General features: G+C 52.1%; 13 protein-coding genes. 7 read left to right on the top strand and 6 right to left on the bottom strand.

Going from position 1 to position 15,269, the window contains the following annotated elements; all coding sequences use genetic code 11:
• Positions 1-3: 3 nt before the first annotated feature.
• From ACO0LI_RS21795 to prpR, 6 genes are all read right to left on the bottom strand, one after another.
• Positions 4-879: a phosphonate ABC transporter ATP-binding protein gene (locus ACO0LI_RS21795; RefSeq protein WP_423035201.1), complete on the bottom strand. Its 876-nt coding sequence runs from the start codon at positions 877-879 to the stop codon at positions 4-6.
• A complete protein-coding gene (locus tag ACO0LI_RS21790; RefSeq protein WP_423035327.1) occupies positions 879-1,712 on the bottom strand; it encodes a putative selenate ABC transporter substrate-binding protein in 834 nt (277 codons plus the stop codon). Before ACO0LI_RS21790 ends, ACO0LI_RS21795 begins: the two co-directional genes overlap by 1 nt.
• Before the next feature lie 132 nt (positions 1,713-1,844).
• Positions 1,845-2,867, bottom strand: a complete 1,023-nt coding sequence (locus ACO0LI_RS21785) for a diguanylate cyclase (RefSeq protein ID WP_423035199.1) — start codon at positions 2,865-2,867, stop codon at positions 1,845-1,847.
• Positions 2,868-3,479, bottom strand: a complete 612-nt coding sequence (locus tag ACO0LI_RS21780) for a chemotaxis protein CheX (RefSeq protein WP_422950545.1) — start codon at positions 3,477-3,479, stop codon at positions 2,868-2,870.
• A complete protein-coding gene (locus tag ACO0LI_RS21775; protein WP_423035197.1) occupies positions 3,476-3,841 on the bottom strand; it encodes a response regulator transcription factor in 366 nt (121 codons plus the stop codon). The genes ACO0LI_RS21780 and ACO0LI_RS21775 overlap by 4 nt, the downstream gene beginning before the upstream one ends.
• Before the next feature lie 116 nt (positions 3,842-3,957).
• Positions 3,958-5,595, bottom strand: a complete 1,638-nt coding sequence (gene prpR, locus ACO0LI_RS21770; protein WP_423035195.1) for a propionate catabolism operon regulatory protein PrpR — start codon at positions 5,593-5,595, stop codon at positions 3,958-3,960.
• Positions 5,596-5,802: 207 nt separating this feature from the next.
• Here prpR and prpB point away from each other — a divergent pair, with 207 nt between their 5' ends.
• The 7 genes from prpB (at position 5,803) to ACO0LI_RS21735 (ending at position 15,218) form a co-directional block, all read left to right on the top strand.
• Positions 5,803-6,693 (top strand): methylisocitrate lyase, encoded by an 891-nt coding sequence (gene prpB / locus ACO0LI_RS21765; RefSeq protein ID WP_423000559.1) that lies wholly within the window; start codon positions 5,803-5,805, stop codon positions 6,691-6,693.
• 85 nt (positions 6,694-6,778) lie between these two features.
• Positions 6,779-7,927 (top strand): bifunctional 2-methylcitrate synthase/citrate synthase, encoded by a 1,149-nt coding sequence (gene prpC, locus ACO0LI_RS21760; protein ID WP_110254118.1) that lies wholly within the window; start codon positions 6,779-6,781, stop codon positions 7,925-7,927.
• A 71-nt stretch (positions 7,928-7,998) separates the two neighbouring features.
• Positions 7,999-8,472, top strand: a complete 474-nt coding sequence (locus ACO0LI_RS21755; RefSeq protein WP_423035192.1) for a GNAT family N-acetyltransferase — start codon at positions 7,999-8,001, stop codon at positions 8,470-8,472.
• A gap of 82 nt (positions 8,473-8,554) precedes the next feature.
• Positions 8,555-11,149, top strand: a complete 2,595-nt coding sequence (gene acnD, locus ACO0LI_RS21750; protein ID WP_423035190.1) for a Fe/S-dependent 2-methylisocitrate dehydratase AcnD — start codon at positions 8,555-8,557, stop codon at positions 11,147-11,149.
• A gap of 76 nt (positions 11,150-11,225) precedes the next feature.
• Complete coding sequence (prpF, locus tag ACO0LI_RS21745; protein ID WP_423035188.1) at positions 11,226-12,416, top strand: 2-methylaconitate cis-trans isomerase PrpF; 1,191 nt, start codon at positions 11,226-11,228, stop codon at positions 12,414-12,416.
• A gap of 146 nt (positions 12,417-12,562) precedes the next feature.
• On the top strand, positions 12,563-13,276 hold the full coding sequence (locus ACO0LI_RS21740; protein ID WP_423035186.1) for a hypothetical protein: 714 nt from the start codon (positions 12,563-12,565) through the stop codon (positions 13,274-13,276).
• Between the two features lie 52 nt (positions 13,277-13,328).
• Entirely contained in the window at positions 13,329-15,218 is a 1,890-nt protein-coding gene (locus ACO0LI_RS21735; protein ID WP_423035184.1) for a propionate--CoA ligase, read from the top strand.
• Positions 15,219-15,269 lie beyond the last annotated feature (51 nt).

Raw genomic sequence — 15,269 nt, 5'->3', positions numbered from 1 at the left:
TGCTTAAAAACAGCGGGGCGCGTCAGAGAAATCAGAGAAATCAGCCTGATCCGGCGCAGCCATATCCACAGGCTGTTGCCCGGGACTGCCCGCATTCTGGTACAGGTCGGCGATCATCTGGTCATTGACCTTGTCGCTGTCGAACAGGATTTTACCGGCGCGCAAGCCTATGATGCGCGGGAAGTGCTGGCGTGCCAGCTCCACCTGATGCAGGCTGCAGATCAGCGTCGCATTGCGTTGCTTTGCTTCTTGTTGCAGTGTGTTCAGGGTTTGCTGGGCCAGTGTCGGATCCAGTGCAGACAATGGTTCATCTACCAGCAAGAGGCTGGCGTCGGACAAGAGCAGGCGTGCCAGCCCACAGCGCTGCCGCTCACCGCCAGACAGTTTATCGACCCTGGCATACAGCTTATGATGCAGATCAAAACGCTGCAAGGCTTGCCAGGCGGCCAGCGGGTCTGCTGGCTTGATCAGATTGCGTAATGCCTGTGCCAGTGTCCAGCGCGGCAGGCGTCCGGCCAGTACCGCAGTCACGACGCGCTGACGTGCAGGTAACGGCGGTGTTTGTGGTGCCAGAAACAAATGAGGGCGCAAGGCATGGCGCGCTGTGTGCGACAGGGCCCAGACATCCTGGCCCATGAACTGGAATTGTCCGCTGGCCGGTTGATGGGCTGCAGCCAGGGTATGCAGCAGCGTGGTTTTGCCTGCACCGGAGGGACCGATGATGGCAATCTGTTCACCCTGGGCCACGGTCAGGTCAAGATTTTCCAGTATGTATGGCTGTTGCGCTTGCCCTGCTAGCGGCGCAGTGTGTGCTGCACCGGGAAACGTCACACAGAGCTGCCGCAAGCGTAGCGCTGTTGCCGTCATTGTTGCTGGCATTACTTCAGCAGGCCAGCATTATGAGCTGCCGCTTCTATGGCCTTGTAGTTGTCTGCCCTGGTGGGGATGAAGCGGGTCGCACGTTGCAGCTCAAGTATTTCTTTGTCTTGCGGGTTGGCCGGATCAAGGTTCAGGAAGGCATCGCTGATCTTCTTGCGCAAGTCGGCAGGCATGTCGGCACGTACTGACCAGTTATAGTCATAGTAGCCTGGGGTAGTGTAGAACACATGTACCAGTTTAGTATCGACCTTGCCTTGCGCCAGCAGTTTTTCCCATACTGAGATATTCAGGGCGCCAGCATCTACCTTGCCACCAGACACGGCAGCGACAGTCGCATCATGGGCGCCGGAAAAAGCAATGCGTTTCATGTCCGTATCAGGGTTGATCTTCGCGGCCAGCAAATAAGACCGTGGCATCAAATGGCCGGAAGTGGATGACTCGGAACCAAAGGTGAAGGTCTTGCCCTTGAGGTCTTCCAGTTTGGTGATATTTTTATCGGTAGTAATGAAGACCGATTTGAATTTTTCATCTTCTTCACGTTGCACCAGTGGTATGACCTGGTCTTTGCTGCGTACCTTGGCTTGCACGAAAGTGAAGCCGCCAAACCAGACCATGTCCAGTTTCTTGTTGATCAGTCCTTCTACCGATGCGGCATAATCAGTGACGGGTATGAATTCTACCTTCATGCCCAGTTTCTTTTCCAGCATGGTACCTAGTGGTTTGAACTTGCGTTGTAATTCAGTTGGTGCTTCGTCAGGTATGGCGGATACACGCAAGACCTGTTGTGCTTGCGCCACGCCCGCAAACGCCAGCAAACCTAAGGCCGCGATCATGCTGCGACGGGATACGGAAAAGCATGAAACAGAATTCGTCATAATATGTCCTTATATGCTCTAATGTGGTCTGAAAAGCGCGGGGCAATCAATGGCAGGCCCGCATTAGTGGCCTGTATTCAATGACAGTTGTTAATGACTGATAGATTTATGCAAGGTACCTGCGGGTGCTGTAGTTTGGGTATTGAATTGCTGCAGGGGCAGGAAATAGCTTTGATTGCGGCCAGCCTTTTTGGCTTCATACAGTGCTGCGTCAGCGCACTTGAGCAAGGCATTGGCATCAACGTCTGGATGCTTGTGGTAATTGCTAAAGCCTATGCTGACGCTGATGCGCTGGCTGATGTGTGATTTGAAATGCGGTATGTTCAGATCCCAGACTGCAGTACGCAGTTTTTCTGCAAACTGCATGGCTGTGTCCGGTGCCATATTAGGCAGCATCAGGATGAATTCCTCACCACCGAAACGTGCCAGCACATCAGTCGCCCTGAGTAATTGCTTGCGCAGGGCTGCGGCCACCTGTATCAAGGCTTTGTCACCTGCCACATGACCATAGTTATCGTTATATTCCTTGAAGTAATCTATATCGACCATGAAGACTGTCAGAGGAACATTGTGGCGTACCGCATGGCCCATGGCCATTTTGTAGTGTTCATCAAAGAAACGGCGGTTATAGATGCCAGTCAGGCTGTCGGTAGTGGCTTCGCGCTTCAAGGCTTCAGAATGTGTGCGCAGGATTTTTTCGCGCTTGATGGACGTCGTTGAATCACTGATCTGTATCAGGCACTGACGTGTGCCATCTTCCGCTGCAATAGGGGTGATGGTGACGGACTGGTCTATGCGTTTTTTCTCAACATCCTGTTCGCTACGCTGGAACAGGGGTAAAGGGGAGCGGTGCAGGGCGTTCGACAAGACGACGGGCAAGCCATAGCTCAGGGTGTTGGTAATTGCGCTTAATATGGCACGGCTGGGCAGTTCTTCAAAGGCTTCTGAGACATGCTTGCCCATGGCCTGGCTGGCTGGGATGCCGCTATATCTTTCTACCCAACCATTCCATAAGAGTACAGTCTGGTCAGCATCAAGCACAATCAGCCCCAGGCTGATGGTATTTAATATCTCATCCACCCGATAGGCAGAAGCAGGCATCAACTGCGCCATTTAAACAGCTCCCAGAAAACGATCAAGCTGCGTCACCAAATCTGTCAGGGAAGTCGAACTCAGCAAGAAAATCAAATGTCCTTCTGAATGACGGCTTTCTATCGCCAGGTCGATATGCAGCAGTAGGACATAAGGCTGCTGTAGATCATTGCTGACGCGGCGGAAAATTTCTTCTGTGCTGGCCACGGAGTAATCTGGCAGAGAACAGTTCAAGGGAATATTGAGCATATCTGCCATCGCCGACAGGCAGGCATTGAGGATGATATTACCCAGCTCGCACATCGCTTCCTGTTCAAATTCAGCCAGATCTTCGAGGCTGATTTGCGAGCCCATCATGTCACGCACGATTTTTAGTGCATGTTCTTCAGTGAACAACAATATGGCTTCTGCTTCAAAAGAGCCGCTGAAAGTCTGGTGTACCGCACCAAAGCGATCACTCTGCAAACCCATGGAAGAAACATCTATTTCTGAGGACTTGCGAATTTCGACCGAGGGAACAGACAGGCGAACTTCTTCACCGACAATATCGCTGAGGCTGGCAGCAGCCCTGCCAGCACCGACATTGAAGACCTCGCTTAAAGCATCGAGATGAAGTTCGGTCAGGGAATTCATTTTCCGCTCGCGAAATAGTTAAGGACAATCGTGATGGATTTTTCAGTCACCGGTTTTGCCACAAAAATGGTGCCTATTGAGGTCGCACGGTTTTGCATGGTGTCTTGCACATTCGCTGAAAAGATGGCGATGCGCACTTCAGGATGTTGCTGCAAAATTTGCTCTGCGGCATCAGTGCCTAGCATGCCTGGCATGTTGATGTCCATCGTGCAAAAATCGGGCTTGTTTTCTATGACTGACTTGATGGCTTCTTCGCCACTGCCCGCCTCAAAAAATTCCCAGTCTGGATGCACTGCTTTGACGTGCGCACGGATCACCATACGGGAAACTTTACTGTCGTCAACAATTAGTATTTTTTTCATAATATTTTTTATGCAAGATAAGTGCACCCAAAGGTTGTGAGTGGCAGCGCAAATTCATTCTACCTTAGAGCGACACAAAATTCGCCCTCCAGATGATCAATTAATGTTTCAAATGATTACGCTTTTTGCTTCAAACGCCGCCACAAAGTCGTTCTGCTGATACCCAGATAGTCTGCCGCTGCTTCACGATTGTGCTTGAATTTTTCCATGATCAGTTCCAGGGGCTCTGTTGCAGCCAGATCGCCAATGTTGCCTGATCTGCCTGCCATCTCTGTGGTGGTCTGTTGTATAGGCTGTTGTATAGGTTGTTGTATATGCAGTTCAGGCAAGATTTTCGCCACGAAAGCGGGTGTCAGTGCTTGCAGGGGTTCTGCCGCCAGGAACAGGGCCAGGCGCTCCATGAGATTGCGTAATTCTCTTACATTTCCTGGCCAGTCATAGGTTTGCAGCAGACTGCTGCAAGTGGCTATTTCAGCATGCAGGTTGGCGTGTGGCCTGGCACCCATGGCAGCCAGCGCATGCTTGAGGCACCATACTGCGAGGGGCAGCAGGTCGTCAGGACGCTGACGCAAAGGAGGCAAGTGCAGGCGCAGTACGGCAAGGCGGAAATACAGGTCAGCACGAAACTTTCCTTCTTTTACCCGGCTTTCGAGGTCGCAATGAGTAGCGCTGACGATACGCACATCTACGGGTATAGGGCGCATGCTGCCCACTCGGTTGATCTCGCGTTCTTCCAATACCCGCAAAAGCCGGGTTTGCAGGGGGAGTGGCATTTCCCCAATTTCATCGAGGAATACTGTCCCTCTGTGGGCAATTTCAAACAAACCTGCATGGCCGCCACGTTTCGAACCTGTAAAAGCCCCTTCTTCATAGCCAAACAGTTCAGATTCCAGCAGGCTTTCGGCAATTGCACCACAATTCACGGCGACGAAGGGCTGGCGTGCCCGCGTGCTCTCCCTGTGTAGCGCCTGAGCCGCCAATTCCTTGCCCGTCCCGGTTTCACCTTGTAACAACACTGTTGCCGGGGAACGGGCAAACAGGGCGATGGACTTGCGGGTGGCTTGCATGATGGCAGACTCACCCCGCAAATCATTCAGGCCATGCTTGGCGCGCAAAGATTCAGCAGCAGGGTGATGTCTGCCTCTGGTGGATTCCAGTCGTGTCAGGCGAGCGATTTCCAGTGCATCATCAAAAGCCTGCCGTATCGATGTGGCGGAATACATGAAAATGCCGGTCAAGCCGGCTTCCTCAGCCAGGTCGGTAATAAGACCCGCGCCGACGATGACCTTGACACCACCCGCCTTGAGCTCACTGATCTGGGCACGCGCATCTTCTTCTGTGACATAAGTGCGTTGTTCCAGCGGGAAGCCGAAGGTCGTCTTGAAATCCGCCAGTTCTGGCATGGTCTCCTGATAATTGATGAGACCTATGGCAGGCGACACCTTGCGCGCTCTTGCCAATGCCTGCATGACATCAAAGCCACTGGCCTTGGCAATAACTACCGGGACGGGCAGGCGGTTCTTGAGATAAGCACCATTAGAGCCTGCTGCAATGACTGCATCACACCTCTCGGTCTGCAGGCGCTCTTTCAGATATTGGGCGGCCTCTTCGAAACCCATGTGTATGGGTTCTATATCGGCGCTGACATCATATTCAACCATGATGTCGCGGAACATATCAAACAGGCGCGAGATGGAGACTGTCCAGATGACAGGTTTGTCGTGGGTATCGCGTAATGCAGAAGGTTGTTTCATGTGCGTTTCAATTGATGTTTCAAAATTCAATATGAAACATCATTATGAAACAAATCTACGCCCTTGCACAGATTTTATTCTGGCATCGACGCGAATAAGTAGTTGATTTATATACATATCAGCCTGAAACATCAGGGAGAGTGAAAAGCTGGCACGCTGATTGCAATATGCTGCCCAGAATCTGTTCATTAACCTGAAAGCATACACATGAGTACATACTCCGCAGGTGCCGCCTTCCGCAAGGCGATGCAGGAAGAATCCCCGCTGCAAGTAGTTGGTGCAATCAATGCCAACCATGCCTTGCTGGCAAAACGTGCCGGTTTCAAGGCGATTTACCTTTCTGGTGGCGGTGTCGCTGCTGGTTCCCTGGGCTTACCTGACCTGGGTATTTCCAATCTCGATGACGTATTGACAGACGTACGCCGTATTACCGATGTCTGCGACTTGCCTTTGCTGGTCGATGTGGATACCGGTTTTGGTTCCTCTGCCTTCAATGTGGCACGTACCGTCAAATCCATGATCAAGTTTGGCGCCGCTGCCATACATATCGAAGACCAGGTAGGTGCCAAGCGTTGCGGCCATCGCCCTGGCAAAGAGATCGTCAGCAAGCAGGAAATGGTAGATCGCGTCAAGGCGGCAGTCGATGCCCGTACTGACGACAATTTCGTTATCATGGCGCGTACCGATGCACTGGCAGTTGAAGGTCTGGAAGCGGCGATAGACCGTGCTTTAGCATGCGTAGAGGCTGGTGCCGACATGATCTTCCCGGAAGCCATCACTGAACTGGCGATGTACAAGCAATTCGCCAATGCTGTCAAAGTACCTATCCTGGCAAATATCACTGAATTTGGCGCTACTCCTTTATATTCTGTCGAAGAACTGGCCGCTGTGGATGTGGGCCTGGTCTTGTATCCATTGTCCGCTTTCCGTGCGATGAACAAGGCAGCAGAAAACGTCTATGGCGCAATACGTCGTGATGGTACGCAAAAGAATGTCGTCGATACCATGCAAACCCGTATGGAATTGTATGAGCGCATCAACTACCACGACTTTGAGCAAAAGCTCGATGCCCTGTTTGCTCAGCAAAAAGCCAAATAATAATGATATAAGCTGTCCCGTCCTTGTGCCACATCAAGTTGGCGGATGGGAACAGCCCTGAATATGAACCTCTGGAGAAATAATCATGACTGAAGCAGTTCCTTTCAAACCTAAGAAATCCGTCGCCCTGTCTGGCGTTACTGCTGGCAATACTGCCTTGTGCACGGTAGGTAAAACCGGTAATGACCTGCATTACCGCGGTTACGATATCCTGGACGTGGCAGATGCCTGTGAGTTTGAAGAAATTGCCCATTTGCTGGTGCACGGCAAATTGCCTACTGTTGCAGAATTGCGTGGCTACAAAGCCAAACTGAAGGCCCTGCGCGGCTTGCCAGCGAATGTCAAGGCGGCACTGGAATGGCTGCCTGCATCATCCCATCCTATGGATGTCATGCGTACTGGTGTTTCCGCACTGGGTTGCGTATTGCCAGAAAAAGATGACCACAATCACCCAGGTGCACGCGACATCGCTGACCGTCTGATGGCATCGCTGGGTTCCATGCTGCTGTACTGGTATCACTATAGCCATAATGGCAAACGCATAGAAACGGAAACGGATGATGAGTCCATAGGCGGCCATTTCCTGCATTTGCTGCATGGTGAAAAACCAAGCGCATCCTGGGAAAAAGCCATGCATACATCGCTGATCCTGTATGCAGAACATGAGTTCAATGCATCTACCTTTACTGGCCGCGTCATCGCTGGCACAGGTTCTGACATGTATTCCGCTATCACCGGCGCGATCGGTGCCTTGCGTGGCCCTAAACATGGTGGTGCCAACGAAGTCGCGTTTGAAATCCAGAAGCGTTACGACAACCCTGATGAAGCAGAGGCAGATATCAAGAAACGTGTAGAAAACAAGGAAGTCGTCATCGGTTTCGGTCACCCTGTGTACACGATCTCTGATCCACGTAACAAGGTCATCAAGGAAGTGGCGCGCAACCTGTCCAAAGAAGCTGGCGCAATGAAGATGTTTGATATCGCCGAACGTCTGGAAACAGTGATGTGGGATATCAAGAAAATGTTCCCTAACCTTGACTGGTTCTCTGCTGTGTCTTACCACATGATGGGTGTGCCGACTGCCATGTTCACGCCTTTGTTCGTGATTGCGCGCACGTCCGGTTGGGCTGCGCACATCATAGAACAGCGTATCGATAACAAGATCATTCGTCCAAGTGCCAATTATGTCGGCCCTGAAGATCTGAAATTTGTTCCATTGAACAAGCGTAAATAAGCGCAAATAAATCAACGAGAATAAATCAACGAAAATAAATCAACGAAAATAAATAAGCCAGAGGTTGTAATATGAAAGTGCAGGCAGACCTGTCCAGACTCAGCATCAGACGCGCTGTGAGGCAGGATCTGCCGCGCCTGCTGGAACTCATCGCCGATGATGACCTGGGCAAGAACCGTGAAGGTGTAGGCTCGGAGGAGGCATGTTATGCCGAGGCCTTTGAGCGTATAACAGCCGACGACAATCAGTTCCTCATGGTGGCCGAGCTGGATGGCCGCATCATCGCCATGCAGCAGGTCACTTTCATCCCCGGCCTCAGCAGGAAAGGTTCTACCCGCGCCATGATAGAAAGCGTGCGGGTTGATGGCTATCTGCGCGGGCAGGGCATAGGCCACTGGTTCATAGAACAGGCCATCGCCCTTGCACGTGAACGCGGTTGCCAACTGGTGCAACTGACCAGCGACAAAAAGCGCATACAGGCGCACAGGTTCTATGGAAGCATGGGCTTCACAGCATCACATGAAGGATTCAAGCTGCAGCTCTGAATTGTAACTATGGGTTGTAACTCTGAGTTGCTGTCTTATCTCTTCTGAACACCGAATACTAATTTTAAAAAAATAGCGAGCCATGAATACTCAATTCCGCAAGCCACTACCTGGCACTACTCTGGATTACTTTGATACACGTGAAGCAGTAGATGCCATCGTGACAGGTGCCTATGACAAGCTGCCATACACCTCACGCGTGCTGGCAGAAAACCTGGTGCGCCGCTGCGACCCGGCTACGCTGACTGATTCACTGCGCCAGTTCATAGAACGCAAGCGCGACCTGGATTTTCCGTGGTTCCCGGCTCGTGTGGTTTGCCATGATATTTTGGGCCAGACTGCGTTGGTCGATCTGGCGGGTTTACGCGATGCGATTGCCCTGCAAGGTGGTGACCCGGCACTTGTGAATCCTGTCGTGCCTACCCAACTGGTAGTCGATCACTCTCTGGCGGTCGAATGCGGTGGTTTTGATCCCGACGCCTTCGACAAAAATCGTGCGATTGAAGACAGGCGCAATGAAGACAGGTTTGACTTCATCAACTGGACCAAAAAGGCATTCAAGAATGTTGATGTGATCCCACCTGGCAATGGCATCCTGCACCAGATCAATCTGGAACGCATGTCGCCAGTCGTGCAAGTGACTGATGGCGTAGCTTATCCAGATACTTTGGTCGGTACCGACAGTCATACACCCATGGTCGATGCGCTGGGTGTGATCGCGATTGGTGTCGGTGGACTGGAAGCAGAAAGCGTCATGCTCGGTCGTGCATCCTGGATGCGTTTGCCAGACATCATCGGCGTCGAACTGACAGGTAAACCGCAAGAAGGCATCACCGCAACAGACACGGTATTGGCATTGACAGAATTCTTGCGCAATCAAAAAGTCGTGTCGTCTTACCTGGAATTTTATGGTGAAGGTGCATCTCACCTGACCCTGGGTGACCGGGCCACCATTTCCAACATGGCACCTGAATTTGGTTCCACTGCAGCGATGTTCTACATCGATGATCAAACCATCAAATACCTGAAACTCACAGGCCGTGATGATGAACTCGTCAAGCTGGTAGAAACATATGCCAAAGAAACTGGCCTGTGGGCAGATACCCTGAAGAATGCGGAATATGAACGCGTACTGAAGTTTGATCTGTCTTCTGTCGTACGTAATATCGCTGGCCCGTCTAACCCGCACAAGCGTGTACCAACCTCTGAACTGGCAGCGCGTGGCATCAGCGGCACGGTTGAAAACGAACCTGGCCTGATGCCAGACGGTGCCGTCATTATTGCTGCTATCACCAGTTGCACCAATACCAATAACCCCCGCAATATGGTGGCTGCCGGTTTGCTGGCACGCAATGCCAACAAGCTGGGCCTTACTCGTAAGCCCTGGGTCAAGAGTTCACTGGCCCCTGGCTCCAAGGCCGTGACCCTGTATCTTGAAGAAGCCAATCTGATGCCTGAGCTGGAGCAACTCGGTTTTGGTGTGGTTGCCTATGCCTGCACATCCTGTAATGGTATGTCCGGTGCGCTTGATCCTGTCATCCAGAAAGAAATCATAGACCGTGATCTGTATGCGACAGCAGTGTTGTCGGGTAACCGTAATTTTGATGGCCGTATCCACCCGTATGCACAACAGGCTTTCCTGGCTTCACCGCCACTGGTCGTGGCATACGCGATTGCTGGCACTATCCGTTTTGATATCGAGAAAGACGTGCTGGGTCTGGATGCAGCAGGCAAGCCGGTGACCTTGAAAGACATCTGGCCTACAGATGAAGAGATTGATGCGGTGGTTGCTGCCAGCGTCAAGCCTGAGCAATTCCGTAAAGTGTATATCCCCATGTTTGCCAAGCAGGCAGATGATGGTGAAAAAGTCAGCCCCTTGTATGACTGGCGTCCACAGACGACCTATATCCGCCGCCCACCGTATTGGGAAGGCGCACTGGCAGGCGCGCGCAGCATGAAGGGCATGCGTGCGCTGGCGGTATTGGGTGACAACATTACGACTGACCATCTGTCACCATCAAATGCCATCATGCTCGACAGTGCTGCTGGCGAATACCTGGCCAAGATGGGTTTGCCAGAAGAAGATTTCAATTCTTATGCGACCCATCGTGGCGATCATTTGACGGCGCAGCGTGCCACCTTTGCCAACCCGACCTTGAAGAATGAAATGGTCATCGTTGATGGCAAGGTCAAGGCAGGTTCACTGGCCCGCATAGAACCGGAAGGCACGGTTACCCGTATGTGGGAAGCCATAGAAACCTACATGGAGCGTAAGCAGCCGCTGATCGTGATTGCCGGTGCCGATTATGGCCAGGGTTCTTCACGTGACTGGGCGGCCAAGGGTGTGCGCCTGGCGGGTGTAGAAGTGATTGTTGCTGAAGGTTTCGAGCGTATACACCGGACCAACCTGGTCGGCATGGGTGTCTTGCCACTTGAATTCTTGCCGGGCGTGAACCGCCTGACGCTGAATATAGACGGCACAGAAACCTTTGACGTCATCGGTGAACGCATGCCACGCGTAACCCTGACCCTGATCATCAATCGCAAGAATGGTGAATCAGTGGCAGTGCCTGTGCTGTGTCGCCTGGATACGGCAGAAGAAGTGTCGATTTATGAAGCCGGTGGTGTCTTGCAGCGTTTTGCGCAAGACTTCCTGGAGTCTGCCAAGGCTGCATAGTTTCACTGATGGTGTTGCAAGCGCCAGTCTTGATTGAGTAATGCTGCATATGATTCAAATCTTAAAGAGTAAATACATGGCCCATCTTCCACAGATCAAAGTTCCGGCAACCTACATGCGCGGCGGCACCAGCAAGGGCGTGTTTTTTCGCCTGCAGGATTTGCCTGAGGCTGCCCAGCAGCCAGGCGCAGCACGTGATGCCTTGTTGTTGCGTGTGATAGGCAGCCCCGACCCTTATGGCAAACAGATTGATGGCATGGGTGGTGCGACTTCCAGTACCAGCAAGACTGTCATCCTGTCAAAAAGCAGCAAGCAGGATCACGATGTTGATTATCTGTTTGGCCAGGTGGCGATAGACAAGGCCTTTGTCGATTGGAGCGGCAATTGCGGCAACCTGTCTGCTGCAGTCGGTGCCTTTGCCATCAGTGCTGGTCTGGTCGATGCTGAGCGCATTCCGCAAAACGGCATGGCCACCATTCGCGTCTGGCAGGCGAATATCAGCAAGACCATCATTGCTCATGTGCCTATGACTGATGGGGCAGTGCAGGAGACTGGCGATTTTGAACTTGATGGTGTGACCTTTCCGGCAGCGGAAGTCCAGCTTGAATTCATGGACCCTGCCGCCGATGAAGAGGGCGCAGGTGGTTCTATGTTCCCGACTGGTAATCTGGTCGATGATCTGGAAGTGCCTGGCGTGGGTACGCTGAAGGCAACCATGATCAATGCCGGTATTCCCACCATCTTCATCAATGCAGAAGCGATAGGCTATACCGGTACAGAATTGCAGGATGCCATCAATGGTGATGCCAAAGCACTCGCCATGTTTGAAACCATACGCGCACACGGCGCATTGCGCATGGGCTTGATCAAGGATATTTCTGAAGCGACACAGCGCCAGCACACTCCAAAAGTTGCTTTCGTTGCCAAGGCTGCTGACTACACTTCATCCAGCGGCAAACAAGTCCAGGTAGCAGATATCGATTTGCTAGTACGTGCCCTGTCCATGGGCAAGCTGCATCATGCGATGATGGGCACGGCAGCCGTGGCCATCGGTACTGCGGCAGCAATCCCTGGCACGCTGGTGAACCTGGCGGCAGGCGGCGGTGCGCGGACTGCGGTGCGTTTTGGTCACCCATCCGGCACTTTAAGAGTGGGCGCAGAAGCTACGCAAGTCAACGGCGAATGGAGTGTCACCAAGGCCATCATGAGCCGTAGCGCACGTGTGCTCATGGAAGGCTGGGTACGCGTACCCAGCGGCAGTTTCTGATTCTTTTGTTGCTGTTAGAGAGCCTGGTAAGGCTGTAGCAAGCAAAGTAATTCAAGATAAACATATCCGGCTCTCAAGGGGAAACACCTGAGAGCAGGGCAGGCTTGCGCCTGTGTTTTTGCAAGACTGTGAAATGAAGGATAGCCATGTGGTACACGCTCGCTGGTAGTTTGAATTCCATCTTCATACTGATTAGTCTGTACGGTATCTGGTCACAAGTGAAGATGGTTTGGGATAGAAAGGCTGCGGCGTGGCCTGCGCGTGATGTGAGCGGGGATGAAAGCGACAAGCCGACTGACTTGCTGTCCTTAAACCAGTTCACTGTCAGCTTTCTGGCGTATTGCGCATTCTTTGTTTATGGTTATTCCATACGGCCATTAAATCATTTCATTGTCTGGCCGAGGATGATAGCAGCGATGCTGATACTGGCTTTGTTGTGGGAAATTTACAGAGATCGCAAGACCAGGCTTGCTTTTGTTTCTTCCATGATGGCAGCCGTCATCATGTTGCTCGCTTTGTCGGGATTGATCTTTGGAGGAACTTTTATAGACGAAGGTCGCAGGGTTTCTCAAAGCCTGATCGTATTGGTTACTTTGTTTTTAGCGCAAGGATATGCGCATCAGATCGGTCTGATCTGGAAGTCAGGCAAGACAGGTGCGGTCTCTTTGAAAATGAGTCAATTCATTTTGGCCATGGATGTGACGACGATCTTGTTTGCCTTTGCCATGGGTTTGCAAACTGGCTGGCCTTTATTATTTTTGGCGACGGTCAGTGCCATCACCAAGCTGGTCATCATGTACCTGTTTAAGTGGGTGGAATTCAGCCCCCTTGCATTTGAGCGCAGGAGCGGCTTTGCCTGATTCGGGACTGCGAAGAATACGATTTTAGTGATAATAAAATGAAGGAGATACCATGTCTTATGCAGCTTTTTATCAAAAATCCATACAAGAGCCTGAGGCTTTCTGGGGTCAGGAAGCCAAACTGATAGACTGGCACAAACCCTATGAGCAGGTGCTTGATCACAGCAAGCCGCCATTCGCCAAATGGTATGTCGGTGGTGAAACCAATCTCTGCCATAACGCTGTCGACCGCTGGCTTGCGAGCCAGGCAGACCGGCCTGCGCTGATCGCCATTTCTACTGAAACCAATACCGAAAAAACCTATAGCTTTGCTGAATTGCATGGAGAAGTGCAGCGCATGGCTGCCATCATGCTTGGGCTGGGTGTTAAGCAGGGAGACAGGGTATTGATCTATATGCCCATGATCGCTGAAGCGGCATTTGCCATGCTGGCCTGTGCACGCATAGGTGCGGTGCATTCTGTCGTATTTGGTGGCTTTGCTTCCAAGAGCCTGGGCACACGCATTGATGATGCCAAGCCTGTGCTGGTGGTGTCGGCTGATGCCGGTATGCGTGGCGGCAAGGCTGTGCCTTATAAACCCTTGCTGGATGAAGCCATCGCTCTGGCTGAGTACAAGCCTGCGCATGTCTTGCTGGTAGATCGCGGTCTCGACGCCATGCAACTGCTAGCCGGGCGTGATGTTGATTATGCGGCTGCAAGAGCGCAGCATATGGATGCACAAGTGCCTGTGACCTGGCTGGAATCAAATGCCATGTCCTATGTCTTATATACCTCTGGTACAACCGGTAAACCCAAAGGCGTGCAGCGTGATGTCGGCGGTTATGCAGTGGCACTGGCTTCATCAATGAAGCATATTTTCTGCGGCAAGCCGGGGGAAACCTATTTTGCGACTTCCGACATAGGCTGGGTAGTCGGCCATTCCTATATCGTCTACGGCCCGCTGATTGTTGGCATGGCGACCATCATGTATGAAGGCACACCGATACGTCCTGACGCAGGCATCTGGTGGAGCATCGTCGAGAAATACAAGGTCACGCGCATGTTCTCGGCGCCGACCGCAGTACGCGTCTTGAAAAAGCATCCTTCAGAGCTGATGTGCAAATATGATCTGTCATCACTCAAAGCCCTGTACCTGGCTGGCGAACCGCTCGATGAAACTACATCAAGCTGGATAGCCAGCGAACTGGGTGTCTCCATCATCGATAATTACTGGCAGACAGAAACCGGCTGGCCGATTTTGACCGTGGCCCGTGGCGTGGAGCAGACCGCTACCCGTCTCGGTAGCCCGGGCATTGCCATGTATGGCTATGACGTGCGCATTATCAATGAAAACACTGGGGCAGAATGTACTGCAAATGAAAAAGGCGTGGTTGCCATCAAGGGGCCATTGCCACCAGGCTGCATGCAAACCGTGTATGGCGATGATCAGCGCTTCGTCAATACTTACTGGTCCAATTTCTCACACGAGCAGTTGTATTCCACCTTTGACTGGGGTATCAGGGACGCTGATGGCTATTACTTCATCCTCGGCCGTACTGATGATGTCATCAATGTTGCCGGACACCGCCTGGGTACGCGTGAGATAGAAGAAAGCATTTCCAGCCATCCGCAAATTTCTGAAGTGGCGGTGGTGGGTGTTGAAGACAAGCTCAAAGGTCAGGTGGCAGTCGCGTTTGCGATACTCAAAAACCCTGAACTGGCAGAAACGCCTGAGCAGAAGCGAACACTGGAAGGCGAGATCATGGCCGTGGTGGATAAGCAATTGGGTGCAGTCGCGAGGCCTTCACGCGTGCATTTTGTCAGCATGTTGCCGAAAACCCGTTCCGGTAAATTGCTGCGCCGCTCCATACAGGCGATCTGTGAAGGGCGCGAGGCAGGGGATTTGACGACTATCGAAGACCCATCTTCCTTGCAGCAAATCCAGGAAGCTCTGAAGGCATGAAAAGGCCTGAACGTTTGAAAACCGTGCGCTGGAAAAAACCAGGGGAGCATA

Source organism: Undibacterium sp. Tian12W, from assembly GCF_049339405.1.
Lineage (GTDB): Bacteria > Pseudomonadota > Gammaproteobacteria > Burkholderiales > Burkholderiaceae_D > Undibacterium.
The sequence above is the reverse complement of the archived record's forward strand: the minus strand, read 5'-3'. Positions and strand labels throughout refer to the sequence as shown.

What these genes read in the sequence shown, in the direction of transcription:
- prpR (WP_423035195.1), bottom strand. Translation starts at nt 5,595, where the DNA reads ATGAAACAACCTTCTGCATTACGCGATACCCACGACAAACCTGTCATC.
- ACO0LI_RS21785 (WP_423035199.1), bottom strand. Translation starts at nt 2,867, where the DNA reads ATGGCGCAGTTGATGCCTGCTTCTGCCTATCGGGTGGATGAGATATTA.
- ACO0LI_RS21775 (WP_423035197.1), bottom strand. Translation starts at nt 3,841, where the DNA reads ATGAAAAAAATACTAATTGTTGACGACAGTAAAGTTTCCCGTATGGTG.
- prpB (WP_423000559.1), top strand. Translation starts at nt 5,803, where the DNA reads ATGAGTACATACTCCGCAGGTGCCGCCTTCCGCAAGGCGATGCAGGAA.
- prpC (WP_110254118.1), top strand. Translation starts at nt 6,779, where the DNA reads ATGACTGAAGCAGTTCCTTTCAAACCTAAGAAATCCGTCGCCCTGTCT.
- ACO0LI_RS21735 (WP_423035184.1), top strand. Translation starts at nt 13,329, where the DNA reads ATGTCTTATGCAGCTTTTTATCAAAAATCCATACAAGAGCCTGAGGCT.
- ACO0LI_RS21795 (WP_423035201.1), bottom strand. Translation starts at nt 879, where the DNA reads ATGCCAGCAACAATGACGGCAACAGCGCTACGCTTGCGGCAGCTCTGT.
- prpF (WP_423035188.1), top strand. Translation starts at nt 11,226, where the DNA reads ATGGCCCATCTTCCACAGATCAAAGTTCCGGCAACCTACATGCGCGGC.
- acnD (WP_423035190.1), top strand. Translation starts at nt 8,555, where the DNA reads ATGAATACTCAATTCCGCAAGCCACTACCTGGCACTACTCTGGATTAC.
- ACO0LI_RS21790 (WP_423035327.1), bottom strand. Translation starts at nt 1,712, where the DNA reads ATGATCGCGGCCTTAGGTTTGCTGGCGTTTGCGGGCGTGGCGCAAGCA.
- ACO0LI_RS21755 (WP_423035192.1), top strand. Translation starts at nt 7,999, where the DNA reads ATGAAAGTGCAGGCAGACCTGTCCAGACTCAGCATCAGACGCGCTGTG.
- ACO0LI_RS21740 (WP_423035186.1), top strand. Translation starts at nt 12,563, where the DNA reads ATGTGGTACACGCTCGCTGGTAGTTTGAATTCCATCTTCATACTGATT.
- ACO0LI_RS21780 (WP_422950545.1), bottom strand. Translation starts at nt 3,479, where the DNA reads ATGAATTCCCTGACCGAACTTCATCTCGATGCTTTAAGCGAGGTCTTC.